The organism is Sinimarinibacterium flocculans (genome assembly GCF_003201205.1).
Classification (GTDB): Bacteria; Pseudomonadota; Gammaproteobacteria; order Nevskiales; family Nevskiaceae; genus Solimonas; species Solimonas flocculans.
Map to the genome: position 1 here is coordinate 281,823 of NZ_QICN01000004.1, position 25,145 is coordinate 306,967.

Consider the following 25,145-nt stretch of genomic DNA (forward strand, 5'->3'; position numbering starts at 1 on the left):
GCTGCCATTCGCCAGAAGGTGCGATGGCCTGTCCGATGCCGCGATGTGACGGCTGCAAGTGTGGTCCTGAACCGCGCTTTTGCGCAGGCGGATGCATTATGATGATCCGCACGAAGGCCGTAAATAAGCAGGCATACGGCAGACACCTCGACATCAACGGTTAGGCGCGGGAGTCGGCAGATGAAAGCGTTGCGTTCTTGGATACCGGCGGCGTTGGCGGCCGTCCTGGCAGCTTGCGGAGACGGCGGCATCCAGAGCCCGGACTTCACGCCGGTGGTGTCCATCACCAACCTGCGCATCCAGCCGCTGGACCCGCAGCAGGGCACGCAGATTCCTGTCGGCACGACGCTGCCGTTCCAGGCCATCGCCACGTTCGAGCAGACCGTGCCGCCCGGAACCGAGGGCGCACAGAACGGCGTCGTCGTCCGCGACGAGGACGTGACCGGCATCGCGGACTGGCAGTCGCAGAACAGCGGGTTCGCGACCGTGGACAGCGGCATCGTCCGGGGCGTGTCGCCCAGCGGTGGTCAGGTACGGATCACCGCGGCCTACGAAGGGCTCGTGGCGCAGACGTTCGTGACTGTCACCGAAGCCGTGCTCGTCGGGGTCGATCACGTGCGCCCGCGGGCTGCGACGGCCCGCGACCCGGCGGACCGCTACACCGCGGCAGCCGGCAGCGCCGTGCCCTTCGAGATCTTCGGCGAGTTCAGCGACGGCGCGATCCGGCAGCTGGACGAAGGCAGTTTCGACGTGAGCTGGACCAGCAGCGACACGACGGTCGCGGACAATCCGGCCGACGACGAGACCTTCAACACCCTGACCGTCGGCACGACGCAGATCCGCGGCACGGTGACGAACGCGCAGGGCATCGACCCGGCCTTCGCAACGGCGCAACTGGTCGTGGAGCCGCTCAATGCGTTCTGCGAGTCGGAGTTCGTGGCGCCGCCGTCGGTGTTTTCCGACGCCGCGTCGGACCTGTGCCTCGCCTGCGATGTCGAACAGCCCGCGGCGATCTTCGACGCCAACATCGAAACCTTCGGCACGATGAGCATTCCGCTCGGCCTGCTGCTGCAGTCCAGCGTTTCGGTGACGGTGTCGCAGACGCCGACGAACCCGCTCAGCGTCGGTCGCCCGGCGGGCTTTCTCGTCAGCCGCAGCGATTCGCTGCTCAGCGCCGAGCTGCTGTCCGACGTGACCATCGAGACCGTGGCCTGCGATGTCGGCGGTGGCAACTGTGCCGTGCGCGAAACCTTCGGCGTCGGCTCCACGCCGCTGTATCTCGCGCTGCTCGGCCTCATCGGCGGCGAGGACGTGAGCCTGCTGTCGACCGGGCCGCTGGGCGACGCCAGCGCCGACGCCAACGGCCTGCGCCTGACGTTCTCGGGCGGGCTGGTATCCGCCCTGGCGACGCTGAACGTGCATTCGAGCTGCGCAGTGGCGCGCGATGCGGAAGAGGAAGCGCCGGCGCCCTGAGGCGCCGGTCGCTCTGCCGCGTCGGTAACCCATCTGCCTCGCGGCAAGGTCCTTCATGACTTCCGGGGAACCGCCGCCGATGGTCAGGACCTTGGTTTCGCGGTGCGGCGGCGACACGGTGCCGTCAGCCCGCCGGGCAGGCGGGCGAGCGTGGGTGCGGGAGCCGCCGCTCTACCGCGTCAGTAGCCCATCTGTCTCGCGGCGAGGTCTTTCATGATTTCCAGGGAACCGCCGCCGATGGTCAGGACCTTGGTTTCGCGGTAGATGCGCTCGACCTTCGCGCCCTGCAGGTAGCCGGCCCCGCCGAAGATCTGCATCGCCTCGTTGGCGACCCACTCGAGCGTCGTCGTCGCCAGGTTCTTCAGCAGGCAGACTTCGGCCACGGGCATCTGCTTGCGCGCGACCCGCCAGGCGAGGACGTCGAGGTTCGCGCGCACGGCCTCGATGCGCATGCGCATGTCCGCCAGCTTGTGGCGGATCACTTGGCTCCTGATCAGCGGCCGGCCGAAGGTCTCCCGGCTGCGGGCGTAGGCCAGCGATTCGTCGTAGCAGACTTGAGCGAAGGCCAGCGCCTGCGCGGCGAGCATGATCCGCTCCTGGTTGAAGTTCATCATGATTGCCATGAAGCCGGCGTTCTCCGGGCCGATGCGGTTCGCGACCGGGACCCGGCAGTCTTCGAAGTAGAGCGTCGCAGTGTCGGAACACCACCAGCCCATCTTCTGCAGCGGCGAGCGCGTCAGGCCCTTCGTCGTGCCCTCGATCACCAGCAGCGAGATGCCGCCCATGCCGTCGCCGCCAGTGCGCACGGCGGTGGTGATGTAATCGGCACGCAGCCCGGAGGTGATGAAGGTCTTGGAGCCGTTGACGACGTAGTGTTCGCCGTCTCGCACGGCACGCGTCTTCAGGTTGGCGACGTCGGAGCCGCCGCCCGGTTCGGTGATCGCCAGCGCCGCGATCTTGTCGCCGGCCAGCACCGGCGCGACGAACTGCTGCTTCTGCTCGTGGGTGCCGGCATGCACGATCGGCGGCGTGCCGATGCCATGCGACATCAGGCTGGCGATCACCCCACCGCTGCCGGCGCGCGCGAGTTCCTCGGTCAGCACGATCAGATAGTGCAGGTCCGGCACTTCGACGCCGCCGTAGGCTTCGGGAAAGCCGATCTGCAGCAGGCCGGCGTCGGCGGCCTTGCGGTGCAGTTCGCGCGGCAGCGACTGCTCGGCCTCCCAGCGGTCGACATGCGGCGCGATCTCGCGCTCGACGAAACGGCGGACCTGCTGGCGGAACGACTCGTGGTCGGCCGTGAGAAACGGATGAGAGTTGGTCACGGAGATTACCCTGAAGGACGAACGATGCCCGATCGCCTCACGATAAACCGTTGCTGCGCAGGCATCCAGCGCGAAGGCGCGCCGTAACGGCGCTTACCGTCCGCTGTCGTCGGCTGCCTGCAAGGTGTTCTGCATCAGCATCGCGACGGTCATCGGACCGACGCCGCCCGGCACCGGCGTGATGGCGCGCGCACGCTGGCGGGCGGCCTCGAACTCGACGTCGCCGACCAGACGCCCGTCGTCCAGGCGGTTGATGCCGACGTCGATGACGATCGCGCCGGGCTTGATCCAGTCGCCCCTGACCATCGCCGGCCGGCCGACGGCGACGACGAGGATGTCGGCGCGCGCCACTTCGGCGGCGACGTCCGCGGTGAAGCGATGGCAGCAGGCGGCGGTGGCGCCGGCGAGCATCAGTTCCAGCATCATCGGGCGGCCGACGTGATTGCTGGCGCCGACGACGACGGCGGTGCGCCCCTTGAAGGTTTCGCCGGCGCTGCGCAGCAGCTCCATGACGCCGTACGGCGTGCACGGCCGCAGGGCCGGACGGCGTTGTGCGAGCCGGCCGATGTTGTACGGATGGAAGCCGTCGACGTCCTTGTCCGGGCGGATGCGTTCGGTGACCGCGGTGGCGTCGAGATGTGCCGGCAGCGGGAGCTGCACGAGGATGCCGTCGATCAGCGGGTCGGCGTTGAGCGCATCGACCGCGGCGAGCAGCTCGTCCTGACCGACGCCGGCATCGAAATGCATCGGCACCGAGCGGATGCCGACCTTCTCGCAGGTCAGGCGCTTGTTGCGGACGTAGACCTCGGACGCCGGATCGTTGCCGACCAGCACCGTGGCCAGTGCCGGCGCGCGCAGGCCGCGGGACTTGCGGGCCTCGACGCCGGCGCGGACGCGCTCGTGGACGCGGGCGGCAACGGCCTTGCCATCGATCAGTTGGGCGCTCACGGCGTGGGTCGGGTCGGCGTGCGGACGGTCGCGCATTGTAAGGGGGGACGACGCCGTGTCGTGCGTGGTGTCGTGACTGCGATCCCTTAAACTGCGCGCCTCGTGACGCCGCCCAAGCCCAGACCTTGCTGCAAATCGACCGCCTTTCGATAGGTCGCGGCGACCGCGTGCTGTTCGCGGGCCTGAGCGTCGCGTTGCAGCCGGGCGAACTGCTGCACGTGCGCGGCGCCAACGGCTGCGGCAAGACCAGCCTGCTGGAGGCCATCGCCGGACTGCGGCGCTGCGCGCAGGGCGGGATTCGCAGCACGCCCGACGAGCTGGCGCGGCACTGGATCGGGCATCGCAATGCACTGTCCCCGTCGCTGACGCCGCGCGAGAACCTGCAGTTCTGGGCCGGCCTCAACGGCGCCGACACCGGCGCTGCGGACGAGGTGCTGGCGGCCGTGGGCCTGGGCGCCGGCGTGCGCCGGCGCGCGGTGCGCTCGCTGTCGGCAGGACAGAAGCGGCGCAGTGCGCTGGCGCGGTTGCTGCTGCAGCCGCGGCCGCTGTGGCTGCTCGACGAGCCTCTGGACGGGCTCGATGCCGACGGCATCGCGCTGATTGCGGGACTGCTGCGCGATCACCTGCATGGCGGCGGCGGCGTCATCATGACCAGTCACCAGCCGCTGCCCGCCGGGCTGCCGGCGGTGCGCGAGCTGGCACTGGACCGGGCGGGACAGCCATGAGTGCGGTGGCGGCCCTGTTGCGGCGGGAGGCATGGCTCGCCGCACGATCGCGCAGCGACTGGCTGATGCCGCCGTTCTTCCTGGTCGTCGTCGTCACCCTGTTCGGCCTCGGCGCGGAACCGAACGATCCGCGCCTCGCGCGCTTCGCGCCCGCGATCCTGTGGGTGGCGAACCTGCTCGCGGCGCTGCTGACGCTCGAGCGGCTGTTCCGCGCCGACCACGAGGACGGCACGCTCGAGCAGATGGTGCTCTCGCCGCTGCCGCTCTATCTCGTGGCGGCCTGCAAGCTGTTGTCGCACTGGCTGCTCACGGGCCTGCCGCTGGTGCTCCTGTCGGCGCCGCTGGGGGCGATGCTCGGCCTCGATACCGCTGCGGTGGTGGCGCTGGTCGCCGGTCTGGTGCTGGGCACGCCGTGCATCAGTGCGGTCGGCGGCTTCGTCGCCGCGCTCACGGTCGGCTTGCCCCGTGCCGGTCTGCTGCTGCCGGTGCTGGTGTTGCCGCTGATCGTGCCGGTGGTGATCTTCGGTGCTGGTGCCGTCCGCAGCGCGCAGCAGGGTCTGCCGGTGGACGCTCCGTTATACTTTCTCGCCGCGATTCTCGCCGTGTGCGTGACCCTGGTGCCCTGGGTCTGCAGCGCAGCCTTACGCAACGCCGTCGACTGACCCGCGAACGACCCCATGTGGACCTGGTTCCATCGTCTTGCCTCGCCGCCGCATTTCTACCGGCTGGCCGAACGCTGGCTGCCGTGGGTCGGCGTCGCCGCGGCCGGCCTGCTGGCCTGGGGCTGGATCGGCGGGCTGGTGTTCGCGCCGCCGGACTATCAGCAGAAGGACGCCTTTCGCATCATCTACGTCCACGTGCCGACGGCCGCGGCGTCGCTGTCGCTGTACACGATGATGGCGGTGGCCGGTGCGGTGGCCCTGATCTGGCGCATGAAGCTCGCCGAGTGCGTGCTGGTCGCGACGGCGCCGGTCGGCGCCGGCATGACCGTCGTGGCGTTGATCACCGGCATGCTCTGGGGCAAGCCGATGTGGGGCACCTACTGGGTCTGGGATGCGCGGCTGACCTCCGAGCTGGTGCTGCTGTTCCTCTACCTCGGCGTGATCGGTCTGCAACAGGCCTTCGAGGACGCGCGGGCGGCGGCGCGTGCCTGCGCGCTGCTGGCGATCGTCGGCGTGGTCAACGTGCCGATCGTGAAGTACTCGGTGGAATGGTGGAATTCGCTGCATCAGACTTCGACGATTCTCAAGCTGGGCAAGCCGACGATCACCGCCGACATGGCCGTGCCGCTGTACGCGGCGCTCGCCGGCACTTTCCTGTTGTGCGCCTACGCGATCCTGCGCCGCGTGCAGAACGAGCTGCTGTGGCGCGAGCGCCGCACCGGCTGGGTGGCGGAACTGCTGTGATGGACAAGGGTCTTGGCTTGGGTCGCACGCAGCCGGTGGCGTGATCGGATGGACGCGAATTTCTGGCACATGAGCGGGTATGCGGCCTACGTCTGGGGCAGCTTCGGCGTGGCCGCGCTCGTGTTCGTCTGGGCAGGGCTGGCGCCGCGGCGACGCCGGCGCGAACTGCTCGACTCGATCCGCGGGAGCGCGGAGGACGTATGACCAAGCGACAGCAACGCATGGCCGCTATCGGCGCGCTCGTGGTGGGTCTCGGCCTGGCCGCGACACTCGGCTTCACGGCGATCCGCAAGAACATGATGTATTTCTACACGCCGAGCGACGTCGCGGCCCAAGCGCCGTCCGCAGATGCGACGATCCGGCTCGGCGGCCTGGTGGTGGCCGGCAGCGTCCGGCGCGGCGAGGGGCTCAGGGTCGCGTTCACCGTCGCCGACTGCGAATCCGAGGTGCCGGTGCACTACGAGGGCATCCTTCCCGACTTGTTCCGCGAAGGTCAGGGCATCGTCGCCACCGGTCGCGTCGGCACCGATGGCGTGTTCACCGCACAGGAAGTCCTCGCCAAGCACGACGAGGAATACATGCCGCCGGAGCTCGCCGAGAAACTGACGGACGAGAACGGCAAGCACTCCTGCGCCGAATTCAAGAGGGTGGTGCAGTCATGATCCCGGAACTCGGCCACTTCGCGATGCTGGCGGCCTTCGCGGTCGCGGTGATCCAGTTCGTCGTGCCGTTCGCCGGGACCTGGAAGCGCGAACCGCGCTGGATGGCGGTGGGTGCATCGGCGGCGCAGGCGCAATTCGCCCTGATCCTCATCGCCTATGCCTGCCTGACCTGGGCCTTCGTCGAACGCGACTGGTCGGTGGCGTACGTCGCCGCCAACGCGCATTCGCAGCTGCCGCTGATGTATCGCATCAGCGCCGTCTGGGGGGCGCACGAGGGCTCGATGCTGCTGTGGATGCTGATGCTGACCGGTTGGGGCGCCGCGGTGTCGGTGTTCAGCCGCAGCCTGCCGCGCGACGTGCAGGCGCAGGTGCTCGCCGTGCTGGGAGCGCTGTGCATCGGCTTTCTGCTGTTCATGCTGCTGACCTCGAACCCTTTCGAGCGGCACTTCCCGGTGCCGGAAGACGGCCGCGATCTCAATCCGCTGCTGCAGGACCCCGGGCTGGTCGTGCATCCGCCGCTGCTCTACATGGGCTACGTCGGCTTCTCGGTGGCGTTCGCGTTCGCCATCGCCGCGCTCATCGGCGGACGCATGGATGCGGCCTGGGCGCGCTGGACGCGACCGTGGACGACATCGGCCTGGCTGTTCCTGACGCTGGGCATCACGCTCGGTTCGTGGTGGGCGTATCACGAGCTCGGTTGGGGCGGGTGGTGGTTCTGGGACCCGGTCGAGAACGCATCCTTCCTGCCGTGGCTGGTCGGCACGGCGCTGATCCACTCGCTGGCAGTGAGCGAGAAGCGCGGCCTGCTCAAGTCATGGACGGTGCTGCTGGCGATCCTGGCCTTCGCGCTGTCGCTGCTGGGGACCTTCCTGGTGCGCTCCGGCATCCTCGTGTCGGTACATGCCTTCGCCACCGATCCGGCACGCGGCGTCTTCATTCTCGCGTTCCTCGGCATCGTCCTCGGCATCGCGTTCTCGTTATACGCGTGGCGGGCGCACCGCTTCGTCGCCGACGGCGAGTTCGCACTGCTGTCGCGCGAGGGACTGCTGCTGCTGAACAACGTCTTCCTGGTCATCGCCGCCGCCGCGGTGCTGATCGGCACCCTGTATCCGCTGATCGTCGATGCCCTCGGACTCGGCAAGATCTCGGTGGGCCCCCCGTACTTCAATGCCGTGTTCCTGCCGTTGACGGCGCCGCTGGCGGTACTCATCGGACTGGCGTCGGTCATCGGCTGGAAGCGCGCCGGGCGCAGCGAGGTGCTGCGCCGGCTGCGCTGGCCGGCGGTGCTGGCGGTCGTCGGCGGCCTCGCGCTGCCGTGGCTGGTCGAGCAGAAGCTGCTGCTGGTCGCCGCCGCCGGCGGCATGCTCGCGTTGTGGGCGATGCTGATGGCGCTGGAGGAACCGTGGCGGCGCTGGCGTGCCCGCGGTGCCGCCGGGCTGACGCAGATGCCGCGCGGCATCTGGGGCATGACGCTGGCCCATTTCGGCATCGGCCTGTGGGTGCTGGGCGTGACCTTCGTCAGCCTGTACAGCATCGAGCGCGATGTGCGCCTCGGGCCCGGGCAGAGCACGGATCTGGCCGACTACCGCTTCGAGCTGCTGCGCGTCGAGCCGTTCTCCGGGCCGAACTACGACGCCGATCGCGCCGTCGTCGAGATCACGCGGGACGGCCGGCACATCGCCGAGCTGTATCCGGAGAAGCGCCTGTACCGCGCGCAGGGCAGCGTGATGACCGATGCGGCAGTCGAACACAGTCCGCTGCGGGATCTGTATGTCGCGCTGGCCGAACCGCTGGACAACGGCGAGTGGGCGATGCGCGTGTACGTCAAGCCGATGATGCGTCTGGTCTGGCTGGGCGGCGTGCTGATGGCGCTCGGCGGCGTGCTCGCGGCGAGCGACCGCCGCTATCGGCTGGCACGGATGCTGCGGGAGTCCGCGACGGTTCCCGGCGGAGCGACAGCCTGATGCGTTTGCGGTTCCTTCTGCCGGCCGCGGTGCTGGTCGTCCTGATCGTCCTGTTCGCGTTCGGCCTGCAGCACGACCCGCGCGAGGTGCCGTCGCCGCTGATCGGCAAGCCGGCACCGGATTTCGCGCTGCGCGTCGTCGGCGAGGACACGCCGTTCTCCCGCGACGACCTGCTCGGGCGCCCGCTGCTGGTGAACTTCTGGGCGAGCTGGTGCCTGGCCTGCAGGGTCGAGCATCCGCTGCTGATGGAGCTGGCGCGCCAGGGCGTCGAGATCGTCGGCATCGACTACAAGGACACCGACGCCGACGGCCTGCGCTGGCTCGAGCGTCACGGCAACCCGTATCGCCACATCGTCGCCGACGAGCGCGGCAGCGCCGGACTCGACTGGGGGGTCTACGGCGTACCCGAGACCTTCGTGCTCGATGCCAACGGCACCATCGTCCACAAGCACATCGGCCCGATCGACGAGCAAGCCTGGCGCCGGACGATCCAGCCCCTGCTGACGACGGCGCCGGCACGCGCCGCCACGGAGACCCGCTGAAATGCGTCACCCGACCGTGAAGGCCGCCGTCCTGAGCGCCGCACTGCTGGCGGCCGGCGCCCTGGTACCGTTGCATGCGCAGTCCGACGGACTGAGCGCCGCGCAGGCCGAGCGCTACCAGGCGCTGGTGACCGAGCTGCGCTGCCTGGTCTGTCAGAACCAGTCGATCGCCGATTCCAATGCGCCGCTGGCGGCCGATCTGCGCGAGCAGGTGCGCAACCAGATTCTCGCCGGGCGCAGCGACACGCAGATCCATGACTACGTGACCGAGCGCTACGGCGATTTCGTGCTGTACCGTCCGCCGTTCAAGCCGTCGACGTGGCTGCTGTGGTTCGGGCCGTTCCTGTTGCTTGCGGCCGCACTGGCGGTCGCGCTGCGTTTCGCGAAACGGCGGGCGACGCCGCAGACGCCGCCGCCGGTCGACCGCGAGCGCCTGCAGCGCCTGCTCGAAGACACTCGCCAGTGAGGCTGTGACGATGACGTGGATGTGGATGGGTGCGATCGCGCTGCTGGCCGTCGGCCTGGCCCTGTGGCCGTTGTGGGCGGGGCGACCTGCAAGCGGACCCCAGCGGCGCGCGCTCAATGTCGTGGGCTACCGCGGGCGGATGGCGGAGATCGACGCGGAGCTCGCGGCCGGAACGATCACCGAGGAGACCGCCACGGCGCTGCGCGACGAGGCCGGTTCGCGTCTGCTCGTCGACGCCGGGGAGGCCGGCGACAGCGCAGCCGTCGCGTCGCGGCACGGACGGTCCTGGGGCGTGTTCGCGGCGGCGAGCGCGCTGATCGTGCTGGTCAGCGGCATCGGCTACTGGTCCGGTGACAGTCGCGAACAGGCGCACTGGATCGCGCAGGCGCGCAACGACCCGGCGGGCGCCCAGCGGCTGTCGATCGACAGCATGGTCACGCGGCTGGAGAAGCGGCTCGCGGACGACGATCAGGACGCCGAGGGCTGGGCGATGCTCGGACGCTCCTACTTCGTGCTCGGTCGTCACGCCGACGCGGCCGGCGCCTACGAGCGGGCGAACCGTCTGAGTGCGTCGGCGCCGCGCGCGGACTGGCTCGCCGACGAGGCCGAGGCCCGGGTGCTGTTGCAGGGACACGACTTCCGCGGACTGCCGCGCCAGCTCTTCGAACGTGCGCTCGCCGTCGAGCCCGGCAATCCGAAGGCGCTGTGGTACGCGGGCCTGGCCGCGGCGCAGGCCGGCGAGTTCGCGCTGGCCGTCGAGCGCTGGCAGGTGCTGCGGCGCGGCGAGCTGCCCGACGACTTTCGCGCCGTGCTCGACGAGCGCCTGCGCGAACTGGCCGAGCTGGCGGGGCAGCCGGCGCCGGAGCCGGCGGCGGAGGTCGCCGCGTCGGAGCCGGCGCCGCAGCAGGCCATGTCACAGGAAGCCGCGACGCCGGACGCAGCGCCGCAACTGCTGCTCGACGTCTCGCTGGCACCGGAATTCGCCGACGCCGTCGGCGCCGGCGACGTGCTGTTCGTGATCGCCCGGCGCCCGGGCGTGCCGGGGCCGCCGCTGGCAGTGCGGCGTCTGGCCGCCGGCATGCTGCCGGTGCAGATCCGGCTCGACGACAGCCACGCGATGGCGCCCGGCATGACCCTGTCGCTGGCCGACGAGTGGGAGGTCGTGGCCCGCGTCAGCCGCAGCGGGACACCGCAGGCGCAGCCGGGGGATTTCGAGGGCCGCCTGCGCATCGGCAGGTCCGCCGCCGGCCAGCCGATCGCCTTGCGCATCGACCGTCGACTGCCCTGAGTCTGCGCCGACGTCCACCTTTCGAACGATCAGGATTGCGAAGATGACCGAAGTACTGCCGCGGATTCCCGACGCCGGCCGCCTCTACCTGAAGGCTGCGGGCACGCTGACCAAGAAGCCCAGGGGCGAGCCGGCACTGCCGCCGCTGGAGGTGCGTGTCGAGGATGTCGGCGTCGACGCCGGGCATCTGGCCGACTACGCCGCCATCTGCGGCTTCGACGAGATCGAACACCTGCCGATCACCTTTCCGCACGTGATGGCCGGTGCGCTGCATCTGCACCTGCTGACGCAGAAGCGCTTTCCGTTCCCGCTGCTGGGGCTCGTGCACATCCGCAACGACATCCGCCAGCACAGGCCGCTGACGGCCGACACGCGTTTTTCGCTCGGCGCACGCATCGGCGAGGCGAGGGCGGTGCGGCAGGGCATCGAGTTCGACGTGATGACCGAGGCGACCGCCGACGGCGAGACGGTGTGGAGCGAGACCAGCACCATGCTGCACCGCCGTCCGGCGCCGAAGACGGCGGCAGGGCCGCGGCCGCAGGCGCCGGCGACGCCGCTGGCGGAGTACCGCAGCTTCGCCGCACCGGACGACATCGGCCGCCGCTATGCGAAGGTCGGTCGCGACTACAACCCGATCCATCTTGCGCCGTGGACGGCGAAGCTGTTCGGCTTCAAGCGCCACATCGCGCACGGCATGTGGTCCGCGGCGCGCTGCGCCGCCGCGCTCGAGCGCGAGCTGGGACGGCCGCCGGAGGCGCTATCGGTGCAGTTCAGGCAGCCGCTGTTCCTGCCGGGCAAGGTCGCCCTCAAGTTGCTGCGCGGCGACGGCGGTATCGACTTCTCGCTGTTGTCCGCACGCTCGGACAAGACGCATCTGACAGGGGTGCTGCGTTAGACTACGCGCCCGCTGAAGAACGAAAAGGAACGCCTCATGCGCATCCGCAAAGCGGTATTTCCGGTGGCCGGTCTGGGAACGCGGTTTCTGCCCGCGACCAAGGCCAGCGCCAAGGAGATGCTGCCGATCGTCGACAAGCCGCTGATCCAGTACGCCGTGCAGGAGGCGATCAGCGCCGGCGCCCAGGAACTGATCTTCATCACCGGCCGTTCGAAGAACTCCATCATGGATCACTTCGACAAGGCCTACGAACTCGAAGCCGAGCTCGAAGGGCGCGGCAAGGAAAAGCTGCTGGCGGCCGTGCAGGATATCGTGCCGCCGGGCGTCACCTGCATCTTCATCCGCCAGGCCGAAGCACTGGGGCTGGGACATGCCGTGCTCTGCGCCTGGCCGGCAGTGGGCGACGAGGACTTCTACGTGATCCTCGCCGACGACCTGATCGACGGCCGGCTGCAGCCGGCGCTGGCGCAGATGCATCGCGTCTACCAGCAGTACGGCACCAGCGTGCTCGCGGTGCAGCGTGTGCCGCAGGAAGACGTGCGCAGCTACGGCATCGTCGACACCCAGCCCGTCGGCCCCGGGCTGTCGGAGATCCGGCGGATGGTGGAGAAGCCCAAGCCGGAGGAAGCGCCGAGCAACCTCGCCGTTGTCGGCCGCTACATCCTGACGCCGCGCATCTTCAAGCTGCTGGAGCGCACGCAGCGCGGCGCCGGCGGCGAAATCCAGCTCACCGATGCGATCAGCGCGATGCTGCAGGAGCAGACCGTGCTGGCCTACGAGTTCGAGGGCACGCGCTATGACTGCGGCTCCAAGCTCGGCTACCTGCGCGCGAACGTCGAGTACGCGCTGCAGCACCCGGAGCTGGCGGACGAGTTCCGCGCCTACCTGACGGCGCTCACGGCGGACCTCAAGGCGCCGCCGAAGAAGGCCAAGGCCTGACGGACGATGCGCCGAGCCATGGTGGAGCGACACAGCGGTTGTTTCGATCGTCGGCGCCATGGATCGCGTCGGCTGGGACAGGACGCAGCCTGATGACCACGAGCAAGTACAAGAGCTTTCTCGAATCCTCCTCGATCCAGGGCGCCAACGCGCCCTACATCGAAGCCTTCTACGAGCAGTTCCTCGACGATCCCGAGTCGGTGGACCCGGCCTGGCGGGCCTACTTCCGCTCGGTGCAGGATCAGAACGCGCCGCGCGAGACCGCGCACAGCGACGTCGTCGCGCGCTTCGAGCGTCTGGCGCGGGAACCGCGCCGGGTGGTCGCGGCCGAGGCCGGCTTCGACGCGCGCGCCGCGGAGAAGCAGGCCGGCGTGCTGCGCCTGATCAACTACTACCGGGTGCGCGGCCACCAGGCGGCGCGCCTCGATCCGCTGGGGCTGGCCCCGATCGCCCGCGTGCCGGATCTCGATCCGGCCTTCCATGGCCTCGGCCCCGAGGACATGGATACGGTGTTCAACACCGGTTCGCTCGCTGCAGGACAGGATCGTCTGCCGCTCAAGGACATCATCCGCCTGCTGCGCAGCGTGTACACCGACACGATTGGCGCGGAGTACATGTATCTCACCGAGACCGACGAGAAGCGCTGGATCCAGCGCCGGCTCGAAGGTGTCGCCTTCCAGCCGAAGCTCTCGGCGGACCGCAAGCTCGAGGTGGTGCGCCAGCTGGTCGCCGCCGAGGGACTCGAGCGCTACCTGCACAAGAAGTACGTCGGCCAGAAGCGCTTCTCGCTGGAAGGCGGCGACGCGCTGATTCCGGCGCTCGACGAGGTGCTGCAGGGCTGCGCGGCGCGCGATGTCGACGAGATCGTCATCGGCATGGCTCACCGCGGACGCCTCAACGTCCTGGTGAACATCCTCGGCAAGTCGCCCAAGGAGCTGTTCGCCGAGTTCGAGGGCAAGTACAGCGCCGAGGACCTGAAGAAGGCCGGCGACGTGAAGTACCACATGGGCTTCTCGACCGACGTCGAAGTCAGCGGCAAGCGCCTGCATCTGGTGCTGGCGTTCAATCCCTCGCACCTGGAGATCGTCAATCCGGTGGTCGAGGGATCGGTCAAGGCACGGCAGGTGCTGCGCGACGATCACCGCGGCGAGAAGATCGTGCCGGTGCTGATCCACGGCGACGCGGCGTTCGCTGGCCAGGGTGTGGTCATGGAGACGCTGCAGCTCTCCGAGGCGGCGGGCTACAGCACCGGCGGCACGGTGCACATGATCGTCAACAACCAGATCGGCTTCACGACGCCGAATCCGATCGAGGCCGAGGCCGGCCGCGAGGCGCGCACTTCGCGCTACTGCACTGACCTCGCCAAGATGCTCGAGGCGCCGGTGTTCCACGTCAACGGCGACGATCCGGAGGCCGTGGTCTTCGTCACGCGGCTGGCGATGGATTTCCGCAACGAGTTCCACAAGGACGTCATCGTCGACATCTGCTGCTACCGCCGCTGGGGGCACAACGAGGCCGACGAGCCATCGGTGACCTCGCCGCTGATGTACGAGGCGATCAAGCGGCAGCCGTCCACGCTGACGCTCTACACGCGCAAGCTCGAAGAGGAGGGCGTGCTGCCGGGTGGTGAGGCGGAAAGCCTGTCGCAGCAGTACCGCGACGGTCTCGACCAGGGCGAGAACATCACGCGCACGACGCTGGGTCTGGTCGGCAACAAGCACACCGTCGACTGGCGCAAGTACACACAGGGCGAGTGGGACAGCGTCGTCGACACGACGATCACCGCCGAGGCCGTGCGCAAGCTCAGCAGCCGGCTGCTGGCCGTGCCCGAGGGCTTCACGCTGCATCCGCGCGTGCAGAAGATCTACGACGACCGCACCCGGATGGCGGCCGGCGAGCAGCCCATGGACTGGGGCTTTGCCGAGACCATGGCCTACGCCGCGCTGATCGGCGACGGCTTCTCGGTGCGCCTGTCGGGGCAGGACTCGCGCCGCGGCACCTTCTTCCATCGCCACGCCACGGTCCACGACCACAAGACCGGCGCACGGCATACGCCGCTCGAGGCCATGGGGCGCGAGCGCGCCCGCTTCACCGTCAACGACACCCTGCTCTCCGAGGTCGGCGTGCTCGGCTTCGAGTACGGCTACTCGACGACCGACCCCGAGACGCTGGTGATCTGGGAGGCCCAGTTCGGCGATTTCGCCAACGGCGCCCAGGTGCTGTTCGACCAGTTCATCTCGTCCGGCCAGGCCAAGTGGGGGCGGCTGTGCGGCCTGACCATGTTCCTGCCGCATGGCTACGAAGGGCAGGGGCCGGAGCATTCCTCGGCGCGTCTGGAGCGTTACCTGCAGCTGTGCGCGGAGAACAACCAGCAGGTCTGCGTGCCGTCGACGCCGGCGCAGATGTTCCACATGCTGCGGCGGCAGATGAAGCGCGCCAAGCGCCTGCCGCTGGTGGTGCTGACGCCCAAGTCGCTGCTGCGCCACCCGCTGTCCGTCTCGGACGTCAGCGAACTCAGCGCGGGAGGTTTCCAGCCGGTGATTCCGGAGATCGATCCGATCGATCCGCAGCAGGTCACCCGCATCGTGTTCTGCGCCGGCAAGGTGTACTTCGATCTTTACCAGGCGCGGCAGAAGGACGGGCTCGGCAACGTGGCGCTGGTGCGCATCGAGCAGCTCTACCCGTTCCCGCGCGAGGGCTACGAGGCCGCGCTCGACGCGTATCCGAACGCCAAGGAGATCGTCTGGTGTCAGGAGGAGCCCGAGAACCAGGGCGCCTGGTACCAGATCAAGCACCGCCTGCACGCCTATCTGCGGCCACAGCATCAGATGCTGTACGCCACGCGCAAGGGTTCGGCGACCACGGCCGTCGGCTACCTCAAGGTGCACCAGATGCAGCAGGAGGCCGTCGTGCAGGCCGGCCTCACCGGCGGTACGCGGACCTGACCGGTCCTGATCCCATCCCCGCGACACCACATCGAATAGCGAGAACAAGTCGGAGCACGCATGGCCATTGAAATCAAGGTTCCCAACCTGCCGGAGTCGGTCTCGTCGGCCACCGTGGCGACCTGGCATGTCCAGCAGGGGGATGCCGTCGCGCGCGAACAGAACCTGCTGGATCTCGAGACCGACAAGGTCATGCTGGAAGTCCCTGCGGTCGAAGGCGGCGTGCTCAAGGAAATTCGCGTGCAGGCCGGTGCGACGGTGCAGGCCGGCGATGTGCTGGGCGTGATCGAGGCCGGCGCCGCGGCGCCGGAAAAGAAGGCCGAGGCTGCAGCGCCGGCCAAGGCCGAGGCCCCGGCAAAAGCCGCGCCGACTGCCGCCGCCGACAACGAGTCGCAAAGCCCGGCCGTGCGCAAGCTGCTGTCCGAACTCGGGCTCGCAGCCGCCGATATCCCGGCCAGCGGCCGTGGCGGACGGCTGACGGTCGAGGACGTCAGGACCTACGCCGAGCAGCAGAAGTCGAAGCCGGCGGCACAGCCCTCCGCGCCCAAGGCCACAGCCCCCGCGCCGGCGCGTCTGGCGCCGGGCGCGCGCGAGGAGCAGCGCGTGCCGATGACGCGGATCCGCGCACGCATCGCCGAGCGTCTGCTCGACGCCAAGAACAACACGGCCATGCTGACGACCTTCAACGAGGTCGATCTCAAGGCCGTCTCGGAACTGCGGGCGCGCTACAAGGACAGCTTCGAGAAGGCGCACGGCGCCAAGCTCGGCTTCATGTCGTTCTTCGTGCGCGCCGCCATCGAGGCACTGAAGAAGTATCCGGTGCTCAATGCCTCGGTCGACGGCAACGACATCGTCTACCACGGTTACTACGACATCGGCATCGCCGTCTCCAGCGAGCGTGGCCTGGTCGTGCCGATCATGCGCGACGCCGACATGCTGTCGATGGCCGAAATCGAGAAGACCATCGGCGACTTCGGCAGCCGCGCCAAGGCCAACAAGCTGACGATGGAAGACCTGACCGGGGGCACGTTCTCGATCACCAACGGCGGCGTGTTCGGTTCGATGCTGTCGACGCCGATCCTCAACCCGCCGCAGTCGGCGATTCTGGGCATGCACGGCATCACCGAGCGGCCGGTCGTCGTCGACGGGCAGATCGTGATCCGGCCGATGATGTACCTCGCGCTGTCCTACGATCACCGCATCATCGACGGCAAGGAGGCCGTGCTCGGCCTGCGTACGATCAAGGAATGCCTCGAGGATCCGGCCAAGATCCTGCTGCAGCTCTGAAGCCGATGTCCGCCTGCCCGCTGTGCGCGGGCAGGCGGACCGAGCCGTTCGCCGCCGTCGACGGCCGCGACTACTGGCGCTGCGCGACGTGTGCGCTGCGCTTTCTCGATCCGCGCCAGCGCCCGGACGCGATCAGCGAGCGGCGCGAGTACGGGCTGCACCGCAACGATCCGGACGATCCGGGTTACCGTCGTTTCCTCGACCGGCTGCTGCAGCCGCTGCTGGCGCGACTCTCGCCGCGATCGCAAGGCCTCGACTACGGCTGCGGCCCGGGGCCGGCGCTCGCATCGATGCTGCGCGAGGCCGGGCATGACGTTGCCCTGTACGACCCGTTCTTCCACGCCGACCCAAAGGCGCTGACCGGCGACTACGATTTCGTCACCTGCACCGAGGTCGTCGAGCACTTCCACGAGCCGGCGGGCGAATTCGCGCGCCTCGATACGCTGCTGCGGCCCGGCGGCTGGCTCGCGGTGATGACCTGCTTCCAGACCGAAGACGCGCGCTTCGCCGGCTGGCATTACCGGCGCGATCCGACGCACGTGGCGTTCTATCGCGCCGAGACCTTCGGCTGGATCGCGCGGCACCACGGCTGGCAGTGCGAGATTCCGATGAAGGACGTCGTGCTGCTGCGCAAGGCGCGCTGACCTGCGCAGCGCTACGGCATACTGCGGCGCATGCCCGCGCCGCTGCATACCGATCCCATTCCGTTCATCACCTTGCCCAACTGGGTCAAGGCGGCAACGGTCTGCGGCTTCAACATCGAGCCGATCTTTGCGCGGCTCGGCATCCAGACCGACCTGCTGCATCTCGAGGAGGCGACGATCTCGGTGCCGGCGCTGGGCCAGGCGATGGAGGCCTGCGTCGCGGCGTCGCGCACGCAGCACTTTCCGTTCGTGCTCGGCGAGACCTTCGCCTTCGACTACCTGCCGGACATCGGCACCTTCCTGGCGACCGCGCCGACGCTGCGCGACGCGACGCGGGTGTTCGACTGGGTGCGCGAGCTGATCAACCCGATGATCGACATCCGCATCGAGGAGTCGGGCGACCGCGCTGCATTGACGCTGGCCGGGCAGGGCGCGGTCACCGGGCAGGACCGCTACTTCATCGAGTCGCTGTTCGCAGCGATCGTGAAGTTCGGCCGCATGCTCGCCGCCGATGTCGAGTCGCAGGCCAGCCTGCAGTTCCGTTACGCGCCGCCGGACTACGCCGCCGCCTACGAGGCGTACTTCCGCATTCCGGTGCGATTCGCGCAGCCGCGCAACGCGCTGGAGATTCCGCGCGAGCGCCTGGACGCGCCACTCGAAGGCAGCTTCGCGAAGCTGCACGCGCAGGCGCAGGTCCGCGTCGAGCAACGGCTCGCCGAGCTGCCACGGCGCACCGGCCTGATCGCGATGCTCGAAGCCGTCTTCGAGGAGCGGCCGGCGCTGCTCGGCGATGGCATCGAAACGGTCGCCGACCACCTGGGACTGCACCCGCGGACGCTGCAACGGCGTCTGCGCGACGAGAACGAAACCTATGCGGGGGTCGTCGACCGCGTGCGCTACCGGCTGGCGCTGCGCGCCCTGCAGGATCCGCAGACCGACCTGGAGTCGCTGAGCGAACGGCTCGGCTTTTCTGACCGGCGCAGCTTCACGCGCGCCTTCACGCGATGGTCCGGGGTCACGCCCAGCAGCTTCCGGCAGCGGCGGGAGATGTAGGGCGATATGCAGCCCCCCGCCGGCGTAAGGGGCGCCCGGCAGCGTTGTGAGTCTTGCCCTCGGCAGAGCCTCAGGCGTGTCGCGTAAAGTTCCCTCGCGTCGCCGACGGTCATAGCCTCGTCTTTGCCGTCGGACTTACAGTGGGATCAAGCACTTTCACGGAGTTGCGCATGGACGGCAGCAGGCAGGGCATCACGCCGCGGCAGGGGCCGGATTTCGGTCTCGACGGCGACATCCCGAAGTACTGGTTCGGCGGCGATCCGTTCAAGACGCGCTTCTTCGACGCGATGTCGCTGCTGTTCCCGGAGGGCGAGAAGTTCTTCATCGCCTGCGTGCGCGACTACCGCGACCGCATCGACGATCCCGATCTGCAGGCCCAGGTCAAGGACTTCATGTATCAGGAAGGCCAGCACGGCATGGTGCATACGAAGTTCAACAACCGCCTGAAGGCGCAGGGCATTGCCGTCGACGAGGTGCTGCGACGCCAAAACGAGATCATGTTCGGCTTCTTCCGCAAGCGGTTCTCCGCGGCCTACACCCTCGGACAGACCGCCGCGGCAGAGCACATGACCGCGCTGATGGCGCACGGCTTCTTCGGCACCGACATGTTCGCCGACGCCGATCCGCGCATCCGTGCGATGTATGCCTGGCACGCGGTCGAGGAGATCGAGCACAAGGCCGTGGCCTACGACGTCTACGAGAAGGTGGCCAAGGGCGGCTACTGGACGCGCGTGCTGAGCATGCTGCAGGTGTCGCTGACCTTCCCGCTGCACGTGTTCATGATCATGAGCCACATGTTCAAGGTCGACGGCGTGAAGAACCGCTTCCGTCTCTGGGTTCGCGGCCTGTGGTGGCTGTACGGGCCGGGCGGACTGTACCCGCGCCTGCTGCCGCACTTCCTGACCTACTTCAAGCCGGGCTTCCATCCGTGGAAGCACGGCGACATGGACATCTACCGCCAGTGGGTACGGGCCTACGAGGCACGCGGCGGCGATGCGGTCGCAGCCTCCGACGAAGTGATGGCGCGCACACTGGCCGCGGCCTGAGGCCAGGCGGCCTGCTCTCCCGGACGTTCGTGGCGGCCCCTAGCCGGGGCCGCTAGAATGCCGTGCGCCATTTTGCCGCGGCGCAGGTGCGCGCGGCACTGCCAAGGAGAGTCATGAGCAACGAGTACGATGTGGTCGTGGTCGGTGGCGGTCCCGCCGGTTATCCCTGCGCCATCCGCGCCGCCCAGCTGGGCTTCAAGACCGCCTGCATCGACGCGTGGCTCAACCGCGACAACACGCCGGCCTTCGGCGGCACCTGCCTGAATGCGGGCTGCATCCCGTCCAAGGCGCTGCTCGAGTCCTCGGAGCTCTATCACCGCATGCAGCACGAGGCGGCCGCGCACGGCATCGGCGCCGGCAAGCTGGCGCTCGACATCGCCAAGATGCAGGCGCGCAAGGATGCGGTTTCCAAGCAGCTCACCGGCGGCATCAAGCAGTTGTTCGCCGCGAACAAGGTCACCGGCCTGCAGGGATACGGCAAGCTGCTCGGCAACGGCCAGGTCGAGTTCACCTCGCACGACGGCAAGACCGAGACGCTCAAGGCCAAGCACATCGTCATCGCCACCGGCTCGGAGCCGGTGAATCTCAAGATCGCGCCGTTCGACGGCGAGCGCATCGTCGACTCCTGGGGGGCGCTGGATTTCACCGAAGTGCCGAAGACCCTCGGCGTGATCGGCGCCGGCGTCATCGGCGTCGAACTGGGCAGCGTCTGGAACCGCCTGGGCGCAAAGACGGTGATTCTCGAGGCGCTGCCGACCTTCCTGCCGATGGTCGACCAGCAGATCGCCAAGGAGTCGCTGCGTCATTTCACCAAGCAGGGTCTCGACATCCGCCTCGGCGCCAAGGTGCTGTCGGCCAAGGCCGGCAAGAAGAACGTCACCGTCGAATACGAGATCGGCGGCGAGAAGAAGACCGAGACCTTCGACAAGCTGATCGTCGCCGTCGGCCGCCGGCCGTACACCAAGGACCTGGGCGCGGATGTCGCCGGCGTCGCGCTCGACGAGCGCGGCTTCGTCAAGGTCGACGCGCACTACAAGACCAGCGCGCCGGGCGTCTACGCGGTCGGTGATGTCATCGGCGGCGCGATGCTCGCGCACAAGGGCATCGAGGAAGGTGTTGCGCTGGCCGAGCAGCTCGCCGGCCATCACACGCAGGTGAACTACAACGCTGTGCCGAGCGTGATCTACACGATGCCGGAAGTCGCCTGGGTCGGCCTGTCCGAGGAACAGGCGAAGGAGAAGGGGCACGAGGTCAAGATCGGCACCGGGCCGTTCGCGGCCAATGGCCGCGCCAAGGCGATGGAGCAGGCCGCAGGCTCGATCAAGATCATCGCCGACGCCAAGTCCGATCGCATCCTCGGCGTGCACATGGTCGGGCCCTACGTTTCGGAGCTGCTGGCCGAGGCGGTGCTGGCGCTGGAGTTCGCGGCGACCTGCGAGGACATCGCGCTGACGATGCACGGCCATCCGACGCTGTCCGAGAACTTCCACGAGGCGGTGCTGCTGGTCGACGGTCGCGCCGTGCACGCGGTCAACAAAGTCAAGAAATAGTGGTTCCACGACAACGCGAAGCAGGGGGAAGAGACGAATGAAGAAGGTCTACGCGTGGCTGGGCGCCGCGATGCTGTGCGCCGTGGCCGGTAGCGCGCACGCGGAGCGGTTCGACCTGTCGATCGGCGACGACAGCTACCGGATCGCGCTGAACGGTCCGCTGTCGCGGGTGTTCTCGCAGACGACGGGGCAGTACGACATCGGCGCCGTGGTGCGCCCGGAGCGCGACGACGACCTGCTCGTCGCCCACGTCGGCGCCCTGGTGACCGGCGACGCCGGCGCCCGCAGCTTCGACTCGGCGGCCGGCCTGGGCCTGCGCGCCGTGTACATCGGGCGTGACGACAACCCGGGTGGCTCCATCGCGCCCGGCGGCCAGTTCGAAGCACGCTTCCCGGGCTACGAGCGCATCGGCTTCTCGGTCTATGGCTACTACGGGCCGGAAGTGCTGACCTTCGGCGACTTCGAGGAGTACTACGAGGTCGGCACCGGCGTCGACTACCAGGTGCTGCGCGATGCCTCGCTGTACGTCGGTTATCGCAACATCAACGTGAAAGTCGAGGACGGCCCGCGCATCACGGCCGACAACGGCCTGCACGTCGGCATGCGCCTGAGTTTCTGATCGCGGGGTTCGCACATCCATGGGTCGAGGTCCGAGTATCGCCGCGCGCAAGGGCGCCGAAGACGCCCGTCGCGGCAAGCTGTTCACCAAGTTCATCCGCGAGATCACCGTCGCCGCGCGCACCGGCGGCGGTGACCCGCGCAGCAATGCGCGTCTGCGCCTGGTGCTGGACAAGGCCTTCGCCGCCAACATGCCGAAGGACACGGCCGAACGCGCGATCAAGCGCGGCACCGGCGAGCTCGGCGACGCGCAGTACGAAGAGATCCGCTACGAGGGCTACGGCCCGGGCGGTGTCGCGATCATGGTCGACTGCATGACCGACAACCCGACGCGCACCGTTGCCGACGTGCGCCATGCCTTCAGCAAGAACGGCGGCAACCTCGGCAACAGCGGCTCGGTCGCCTACCTGTTTGCCGAGATCGGCCAGATCTTCCTGCAGCAGGATGCGTCGAAAGAAGAGCAGATTCTCGAGGCCGCGCTGGAAGCCGGCGCCGACGATGTCATCAGCGACGACGGCTACACCGAAGTCCTGGCCTCGCCGGACGCCTTCGAGGCCGTCAAGAACGCGCTGACCGCCAAGGGCTTCGAACTGCTGCAGGCCGACGTGACCATGCGGCCGGCAACGATGGTGCACGTGACCGGCGAGCAGGCCGAGTCCGTCGCGCGCATCGTCGAGATGCTCGAAGACCTGGACGACGTGCAGAAGGTGTACTCCAACGCCGATCTGGACGCCGCCTGAGGGTGACGCGCATCCTCGGCATCGATCCGGGCTCGCGCTACACGGGCTACGGCGTGATCGACACCGAGCGTGGCCGCAGCCGCCTGGTGACCTGCGGTCGCATCGTCGCCGGCACCGGCGCGATGCCCGATCGCCTGGTGACCATCGACCGTGAGCTGGCTGGCATCGTCCGCGACTACGTGCCCGAGGAAACCGCGTTCGAGGAAGTGTTCGTCGACCGCAACGTCCGCAGCGCGCTGGTCCTCGGCCAGGCCCGTGGCGTCGCGCTGTGCGTGGCGGCGCGCATCGGCCTGCCGATCGCCGAGTACGCGCCCGCACAGGTGAAGATGGCGCTGACTGGCAGCGGGCGCGCCGACAAGGAGCAGGTGCAGCACATGGTCAAGCTGTTGCTCAAGCTGCAGGGACGACTGGTGGCCGACGCGGCGGACGCGCTGGCGGTCGCGCTGACGCATGCGCAGGTTCGTGGCATGCGGCAGCGCACCGGACTCGCGCTGACCGGAAGCTGGAAGAAGAGCGGATGATCGGTCGACTGCACGGCAAGCTGCTGCTCAAGCAGCCGCCCTGGCTGCTGGTCGATGCCGGTGGCGTGGGCTACGAGGTCGAGGCGCCGATGTCGACCTTTTACAGGCTGCCCGCCGTTGGCGAGCCCGTGACGCTGCACACGCACCTGACGGTGCGCGAGGACGCGCACCTGCTGTTCGGCTTCGCCAGCCTCACCGAGAAGACCCTGTTCAGGGAGCTGATCCGCGTGTCCGGCGTCGGGCCGAAGCTGGCACTCGCGGTGCTGTCCGGTGTCGGTGTCGACGAGTTCTGGGTGACCGTGCGTGCCGGCGACGCCGCGCGGCTGGCGAAGCTCCCGGGCATCGGCCGCAAGACCGCCGAGCGCCTGATCGTCGAGATGCGCGACCGCGCCGCCTCGGCCGACGCGCCGCCGACGGTCCAGGCCGCAGTCGGCAGCGTCGACGCCTCGCCGCTGCAGGAGGCGCGGCATGCGCTGGCGGCGCTGGGCTACAAGCCTGCCGAAGTTCAGCGCTTCACCGAGGCCGTGTATAAGGACGACATGAGTACCGAGCAGATCATCCAGGAAGCCCTGAAGCGGGCGGTGCGCTGAAGCCGCGGTGGATGCGATGAGCGACCAGGACCGCCTCGTCTCCGCGGGTGCGAGCGCCGACGAGGACCGCATCGAACGCGCGATCCGGCCGCAGCGTCTGGCGGACTACGTCGGCCAGCCCGCCGTGCGCGAACAGATGGGCATCGCCATCGAGGCCGCGAGCCGCCGCGGCGAGGCTCTGGACCATGTGCTGATCTTCGGGCCGCCGGGCCTGGGCAAGACCACGCTGGCGCACATCCTGGCGGCGGAGATGGGCGTCAATCTGCGCCAGACCTCGGGGCCCGTGCTCGAGCGTCCCGGTGACCTGGCGGCACTGCTGACCAACCTCGAGCCGCGCGACCTGCTGTTCGTCGACGAGATCCATCGCCTGAGCCCGATCGTCGAGGAAGTGCTGTACCCGGCGATGGAGGACTACCAGCTCGACATCGTCATCGGCGAAGGACCGGCGGCACGCTCGATCCGCATCGATCTGCCGCCGTTTACGCTGGTCGGTGCCACGACGCGCGCCGGCGCACTGACCAGCCCGCTGCGCGACCGCTTCGGTCTGGTGCAGCGTCTGGAGTTCTATTCGGTGCCGGACCTGACGCAGATCGTCCTGCGCAGCGCCGGCATTCTCAAGGCCCAGATCGACGACGGCGGTGCGGGGGAGATCGCGCGTCGTTCGCGCGGCACGCCGCGTATCGCCAACCGCCTGCTGCGCCGTGCGCGGGACTACGCGGAGGTGCGCGCCGACGGCGTCATCACCGCCGACACCGCCGGCGAGGCGATGCGCCTGCTCAGCGTCGACACCAACGGCTTCGACCTGATGGACCGGCGCCTGCTGCTGACGCTGATCGAGCGCTTCGACGGCGGCCCGGCCGGGCTCGACAACCTAGCTGCGGCCATCGGCGAGGCGCGCGACACGATCGAGGACGTGATCGAGCCTTACCTGATCCAGCAGGGCTATCTGATGCGCACGCCGCGCGGCCGCGTCGCCGGCAAGGCAGCCTACGAGCACTACGGCCTGAAGACGCCCGAGCGGCTGGCCACGCCGGACCTGTTCGCGCCGTGAGCGACCCCGCGTTCCGGATGCCGCTGCGGGTTTACTACGAGGACACGGACGCCAGCGGCGTCGCCTATCACGCCAACTACCTGCGCTGGTGCGAGCGTGCCCGCACCGAGTGGCTGCGGGCGCTGGGTTTCGAGCAGGCGCGCGTGCACGATCAGCTCGGCGTGGTCTTCACCGTCGCCAGTCTCGAAGTCGGCTACCGGCGCCCGGCCCGCCTCGACGACGAACTGCAGATCGAGGTCCGGGTGCCGCGGGTCGGGCAGGCCAGCCTGCTGTTCGAGCAGCGCGTGCTGCGCGCCGCCGATAGCACGTTGCTGGCGACGCTGCGGGCCAAGGTCGGCTGCGTCGGCGCGGACGATTTCCGCCCGACGGCGGTGCCGGCCGCCCTGCGCGAGGCCATGCAGCGCTGGGCGCAGACCGCGTAGGCGAGGTCCGACACCGGCCGCCCGGATGTTCGGTCGTCGCCGGCG

Annotated in this window: 26 protein-coding genes; 24 read left to right on the forward strand and 2 right to left on the reverse strand. The window is 68.9% G+C overall.

Annotation, left to right across the window (positions count from 1 at the left end):
* Window positions 1–180 precede the first annotated feature (180 nt).
* Entirely contained in the window at window positions 181–1,473 is a 1,293-nt protein-coding gene (locus C8D93_RS09995; RefSeq protein ID WP_146216562.1) for a hypothetical protein, read from the forward strand.
* Window positions 1,474–1,652: 179 nt separating this feature from the next.
* Here the strand turns inward: C8D93_RS09995 and C8D93_RS10000 are convergent, their stop codons facing one another.
* Both C8D93_RS10000 and folD read right to left on the reverse strand, forming a co-directional pair.
* Window positions 1,653–2,798, reverse strand: a complete 1,146-nt coding sequence (locus C8D93_RS10000; protein ID WP_110265038.1) for an acyl-CoA dehydrogenase family protein — start codon at window positions 2,796–2,798, stop codon at window positions 1,653–1,655.
* Window positions 2,799–2,891: 93 nt separating this feature from the next.
* Window positions 2,892–3,746 (reverse strand): bifunctional methylenetetrahydrofolate dehydrogenase/methenyltetrahydrofolate cyclohydrolase FolD, encoded by an 855-nt coding sequence (gene folD, locus C8D93_RS10005; protein WP_110265121.1) that lies wholly within the window; start codon window positions 3,744–3,746, stop codon window positions 2,892–2,894.
* A 125-nt stretch (window positions 3,747–3,871) separates the two neighbouring features.
* On the opposite strand from folD, the gene ccmA reads away from it, so the two are divergent.
* The 23 genes from ccmA (at window position 3,872) to ybgC (ending at window position 25,100) form a co-directional block, all read left to right on the forward strand.
* The gene (ccmA, locus tag C8D93_RS10010; protein WP_110265039.1) at window positions 3,872–4,471 is read left to right on the forward strand and encodes a heme ABC exporter ATP-binding protein CcmA; all 600 of its coding nucleotides are present in this window, start codon (window positions 3,872–3,874) and stop codon (window positions 4,469–4,471) included.
* Complete coding sequence (ccmB, locus tag C8D93_RS10015) at window positions 4,468–5,133, forward strand: heme exporter protein CcmB (RefSeq protein WP_110265040.1); 666 nt, start codon at window positions 4,468–4,470, stop codon at window positions 5,131–5,133. The genes ccmA and ccmB overlap by 4 nt, the downstream gene beginning before the upstream one ends.
* Window positions 5,134–5,148: 15 nt before the next feature.
* On the forward strand, window positions 5,149–5,877 hold the full coding sequence (gene ccmC / locus C8D93_RS10020; protein ID WP_110265041.1) for a heme ABC transporter permease CcmC: 729 nt from the start codon (window positions 5,149–5,151) through the stop codon (window positions 5,875–5,877).
* Between the two features lie 69 nt (window positions 5,878–5,946).
* Window positions 5,947–6,081, forward strand: coding sequence for a heme exporter protein CcmD (gene ccmD / locus C8D93_RS10025; protein WP_110265122.1), 135 nt, complete (start codon window positions 5,947–5,949; stop codon window positions 6,079–6,081).
* Complete coding sequence (gene ccmE, locus C8D93_RS10030; RefSeq protein WP_110265042.1) at window positions 6,078–6,539, forward strand: cytochrome c maturation protein CcmE; 462 nt, start codon at window positions 6,078–6,080, stop codon at window positions 6,537–6,539. The genes ccmD and ccmE overlap by 4 nt, the downstream gene beginning before the upstream one ends.
* Window positions 6,536–8,503: a heme lyase CcmF/NrfE family subunit gene (locus C8D93_RS10035; protein WP_110265043.1), complete on the forward strand. Its 1,968-nt coding sequence runs from the start codon at window positions 6,536–6,538 to the stop codon at window positions 8,501–8,503. Before ccmE ends, C8D93_RS10035 begins: the two co-directional genes overlap by 4 nt.
* Window positions 8,503–9,045, forward strand: coding sequence for a DsbE family thiol:disulfide interchange protein (locus C8D93_RS10040; protein ID WP_110265044.1), 543 nt, complete (start codon window positions 8,503–8,505; stop codon window positions 9,043–9,045). Before C8D93_RS10035 ends, C8D93_RS10040 begins: the two co-directional genes overlap by 1 nt.
* A gap of 1 nt (window position 9,046) precedes the next feature.
* A complete protein-coding gene (locus C8D93_RS10045; protein ID WP_110265045.1) occupies window positions 9,047–9,511 on the forward strand; it encodes a cytochrome c-type biogenesis protein in 465 nt (154 codons plus the stop codon).
* Window positions 9,512–9,521: 10 nt separating this feature from the next.
* On the forward strand, window positions 9,522–10,799 hold the full coding sequence (ccmI, locus tag C8D93_RS10050; protein ID WP_146216563.1) for a c-type cytochrome biogenesis protein CcmI: 1,278 nt from the start codon (window positions 9,522–9,524) through the stop codon (window positions 10,797–10,799).
* A gap of 43 nt (window positions 10,800–10,842) precedes the next feature.
* On the forward strand, window positions 10,843–11,694 hold the full coding sequence (locus C8D93_RS10055; RefSeq protein WP_110265047.1) for a MaoC/PaaZ C-terminal domain-containing protein: 852 nt from the start codon (window positions 10,843–10,845) through the stop codon (window positions 11,692–11,694).
* Between the two features lie 36 nt (window positions 11,695–11,730).
* Entirely contained in the window at window positions 11,731–12,633 is a 903-nt protein-coding gene (gene galU, locus C8D93_RS10060; RefSeq protein WP_110265048.1) for a UTP--glucose-1-phosphate uridylyltransferase GalU, read from the forward strand.
* Between the two features lie 92 nt (window positions 12,634–12,725).
* Window positions 12,726–15,578, forward strand: coding sequence for a 2-oxoglutarate dehydrogenase E1 component (locus C8D93_RS10065; RefSeq protein WP_110265049.1), 2,853 nt, complete (start codon window positions 12,726–12,728; stop codon window positions 15,576–15,578).
* Between the two features lie 60 nt (window positions 15,579–15,638).
* Window positions 15,639–16,865: a 2-oxoglutarate dehydrogenase complex dihydrolipoyllysine-residue succinyltransferase gene (odhB, locus tag C8D93_RS10070; protein WP_110265050.1), complete on the forward strand. Its 1,227-nt coding sequence runs from the start codon at window positions 15,639–15,641 to the stop codon at window positions 16,863–16,865.
* A 5-nt stretch (window positions 16,866–16,870) separates the two neighbouring features.
* Window positions 16,871–17,509, forward strand: coding sequence for a class I SAM-dependent methyltransferase (locus C8D93_RS10075; protein ID WP_110265051.1), 639 nt, complete (start codon window positions 16,871–16,873; stop codon window positions 17,507–17,509).
* Between the two features lie 30 nt (window positions 17,510–17,539).
* A complete protein-coding gene (locus C8D93_RS10080) occupies window positions 17,540–18,562 on the forward strand; it encodes an AraC family transcriptional regulator (RefSeq protein WP_110265052.1) in 1,023 nt (340 codons plus the stop codon).
* Between the two features lie 170 nt (window positions 18,563–18,732).
* Window positions 18,733–19,608: a metal-dependent hydrolase gene (locus C8D93_RS10085; RefSeq protein ID WP_110265053.1), complete on the forward strand. Its 876-nt coding sequence runs from the start codon at window positions 18,733–18,735 to the stop codon at window positions 19,606–19,608.
* Between the two features lie 113 nt (window positions 19,609–19,721).
* The gene (gene lpdA, locus C8D93_RS10090; RefSeq protein WP_110265054.1) at window positions 19,722–21,158 is read left to right on the forward strand and encodes a dihydrolipoyl dehydrogenase; all 1,437 of its coding nucleotides are present in this window, start codon (window positions 19,722–19,724) and stop codon (window positions 21,156–21,158) included.
* A gap of 37 nt (window positions 21,159–21,195) precedes the next feature.
* The gene (locus C8D93_RS10095; protein ID WP_110265055.1) at window positions 21,196–21,777 is read left to right on the forward strand and encodes a YfaZ family outer membrane protein; all 582 of its coding nucleotides are present in this window, start codon (window positions 21,196–21,198) and stop codon (window positions 21,775–21,777) included.
* Between the two features lie 19 nt (window positions 21,778–21,796).
* Window positions 21,797–22,516, forward strand: coding sequence for a YebC/PmpR family DNA-binding transcriptional regulator (locus C8D93_RS10100; RefSeq protein ID WP_110265056.1), 720 nt, complete (start codon window positions 21,797–21,799; stop codon window positions 22,514–22,516).
* Between the two features lie 2 nt (window positions 22,517–22,518).
* Window positions 22,519–23,037 carry a crossover junction endodeoxyribonuclease RuvC gene (gene ruvC / locus C8D93_RS10105; RefSeq protein ID WP_110265057.1) on the forward strand — a complete coding sequence of 173 codons (519 nt, stop codon included), beginning with the start codon at window positions 22,519–22,521 and terminating at the stop codon, window positions 23,035–23,037.
* Window positions 23,034–23,627, forward strand: coding sequence for a Holliday junction branch migration protein RuvA (gene ruvA, locus C8D93_RS10110; RefSeq protein ID WP_110265058.1), 594 nt, complete (start codon window positions 23,034–23,036; stop codon window positions 23,625–23,627). Before ruvC ends, ruvA begins: the two co-directional genes overlap by 4 nt.
* A gap of 16 nt (window positions 23,628–23,643) precedes the next feature.
* The gene (gene ruvB, locus C8D93_RS10115) at window positions 23,644–24,678 is read left to right on the forward strand and encodes a Holliday junction branch migration DNA helicase RuvB (protein WP_110265059.1); all 1,035 of its coding nucleotides are present in this window, start codon (window positions 23,644–23,646) and stop codon (window positions 24,676–24,678) included.
* 17 nt (window positions 24,679–24,695) lie between these two features.
* Window positions 24,696–25,100: a tol-pal system-associated acyl-CoA thioesterase gene (gene ybgC, locus C8D93_RS10120; protein WP_110265060.1), complete on the forward strand. Its 405-nt coding sequence runs from the start codon at window positions 24,696–24,698 to the stop codon at window positions 25,098–25,100.
* Window positions 25,101–25,145 lie beyond the last annotated feature (45 nt).

Excerpts from the sequence above, each read along its gene's own strand:
- C8D93_RS09995 (WP_146216562.1), top strand. The coding sequence starts at position 181 with ATGAAAGCGTTGCGTTCTTGGATACCGGCGGCGTTGGCGGCCGTCCTG.
- ccmB (WP_110265040.1), top strand. The coding sequence starts at position 4,468 with ATGAGTGCGGTGGCGGCCCTGTTGCGGCGGGAGGCATGGCTCGCCGCA.
- ccmC (WP_110265041.1), top strand. The coding sequence starts at position 5,149 with ATGTGGACCTGGTTCCATCGTCTTGCCTCGCCGCCGCATTTCTACCGG.
- ccmD (WP_110265122.1), top strand. The coding sequence starts at position 5,947 with ATGAGCGGGTATGCGGCCTACGTCTGGGGCAGCTTCGGCGTGGCCGCG.
- ccmE (WP_110265042.1), top strand. The coding sequence starts at position 6,078 with ATGACCAAGCGACAGCAACGCATGGCCGCTATCGGCGCGCTCGTGGTG.
- C8D93_RS10035 (WP_110265043.1), top strand. The coding sequence starts at position 6,536 with ATGATCCCGGAACTCGGCCACTTCGCGATGCTGGCGGCCTTCGCGGTC.
- C8D93_RS10040 (WP_110265044.1), top strand. The coding sequence starts at position 8,503 with ATGCGTTTGCGGTTCCTTCTGCCGGCCGCGGTGCTGGTCGTCCTGATC.
- C8D93_RS10045 (WP_110265045.1), top strand. The coding sequence starts at position 9,047 with ATGCGTCACCCGACCGTGAAGGCCGCCGTCCTGAGCGCCGCACTGCTG.
- ccmI (WP_146216563.1), top strand. The coding sequence starts at position 9,522 with ATGACGTGGATGTGGATGGGTGCGATCGCGCTGCTGGCCGTCGGCCTG.
- C8D93_RS10055 (WP_110265047.1), top strand. The coding sequence starts at position 10,843 with ATGACCGAAGTACTGCCGCGGATTCCCGACGCCGGCCGCCTCTACCTG.
- galU (WP_110265048.1), top strand. The coding sequence starts at position 11,731 with ATGCGCATCCGCAAAGCGGTATTTCCGGTGGCCGGTCTGGGAACGCGG.
- C8D93_RS10065 (WP_110265049.1), top strand. The coding sequence starts at position 12,726 with ATGACCACGAGCAAGTACAAGAGCTTTCTCGAATCCTCCTCGATCCAG.
- odhB (WP_110265050.1), top strand. The coding sequence starts at position 15,639 with ATGGCCATTGAAATCAAGGTTCCCAACCTGCCGGAGTCGGTCTCGTCG.
- C8D93_RS10075 (WP_110265051.1), top strand. The coding sequence starts at position 16,871 with ATGTCCGCCTGCCCGCTGTGCGCGGGCAGGCGGACCGAGCCGTTCGCC.
- C8D93_RS10080 (WP_110265052.1), top strand. The coding sequence starts at position 17,540 with ATGCCCGCGCCGCTGCATACCGATCCCATTCCGTTCATCACCTTGCCC.
- C8D93_RS10085 (WP_110265053.1), top strand. The coding sequence starts at position 18,733 with ATGGACGGCAGCAGGCAGGGCATCACGCCGCGGCAGGGGCCGGATTTC.
- lpdA (WP_110265054.1), top strand. The coding sequence starts at position 19,722 with ATGAGCAACGAGTACGATGTGGTCGTGGTCGGTGGCGGTCCCGCCGGT.
- C8D93_RS10095 (WP_110265055.1), top strand. The coding sequence starts at position 21,196 with ATGAAGAAGGTCTACGCGTGGCTGGGCGCCGCGATGCTGTGCGCCGTG.
- C8D93_RS10100 (WP_110265056.1), top strand. The coding sequence starts at position 21,797 with ATGGGTCGAGGTCCGAGTATCGCCGCGCGCAAGGGCGCCGAAGACGCC.
- ruvA (WP_110265058.1), top strand. The coding sequence starts at position 23,034 with ATGATCGGTCGACTGCACGGCAAGCTGCTGCTCAAGCAGCCGCCCTGG.
- ruvB (WP_110265059.1), top strand. The coding sequence starts at position 23,644 with ATGAGCGACCAGGACCGCCTCGTCTCCGCGGGTGCGAGCGCCGACGAG.
- ybgC (WP_110265060.1), top strand. The coding sequence starts at position 24,696 with ATGCCGCTGCGGGTTTACTACGAGGACACGGACGCCAGCGGCGTCGCC.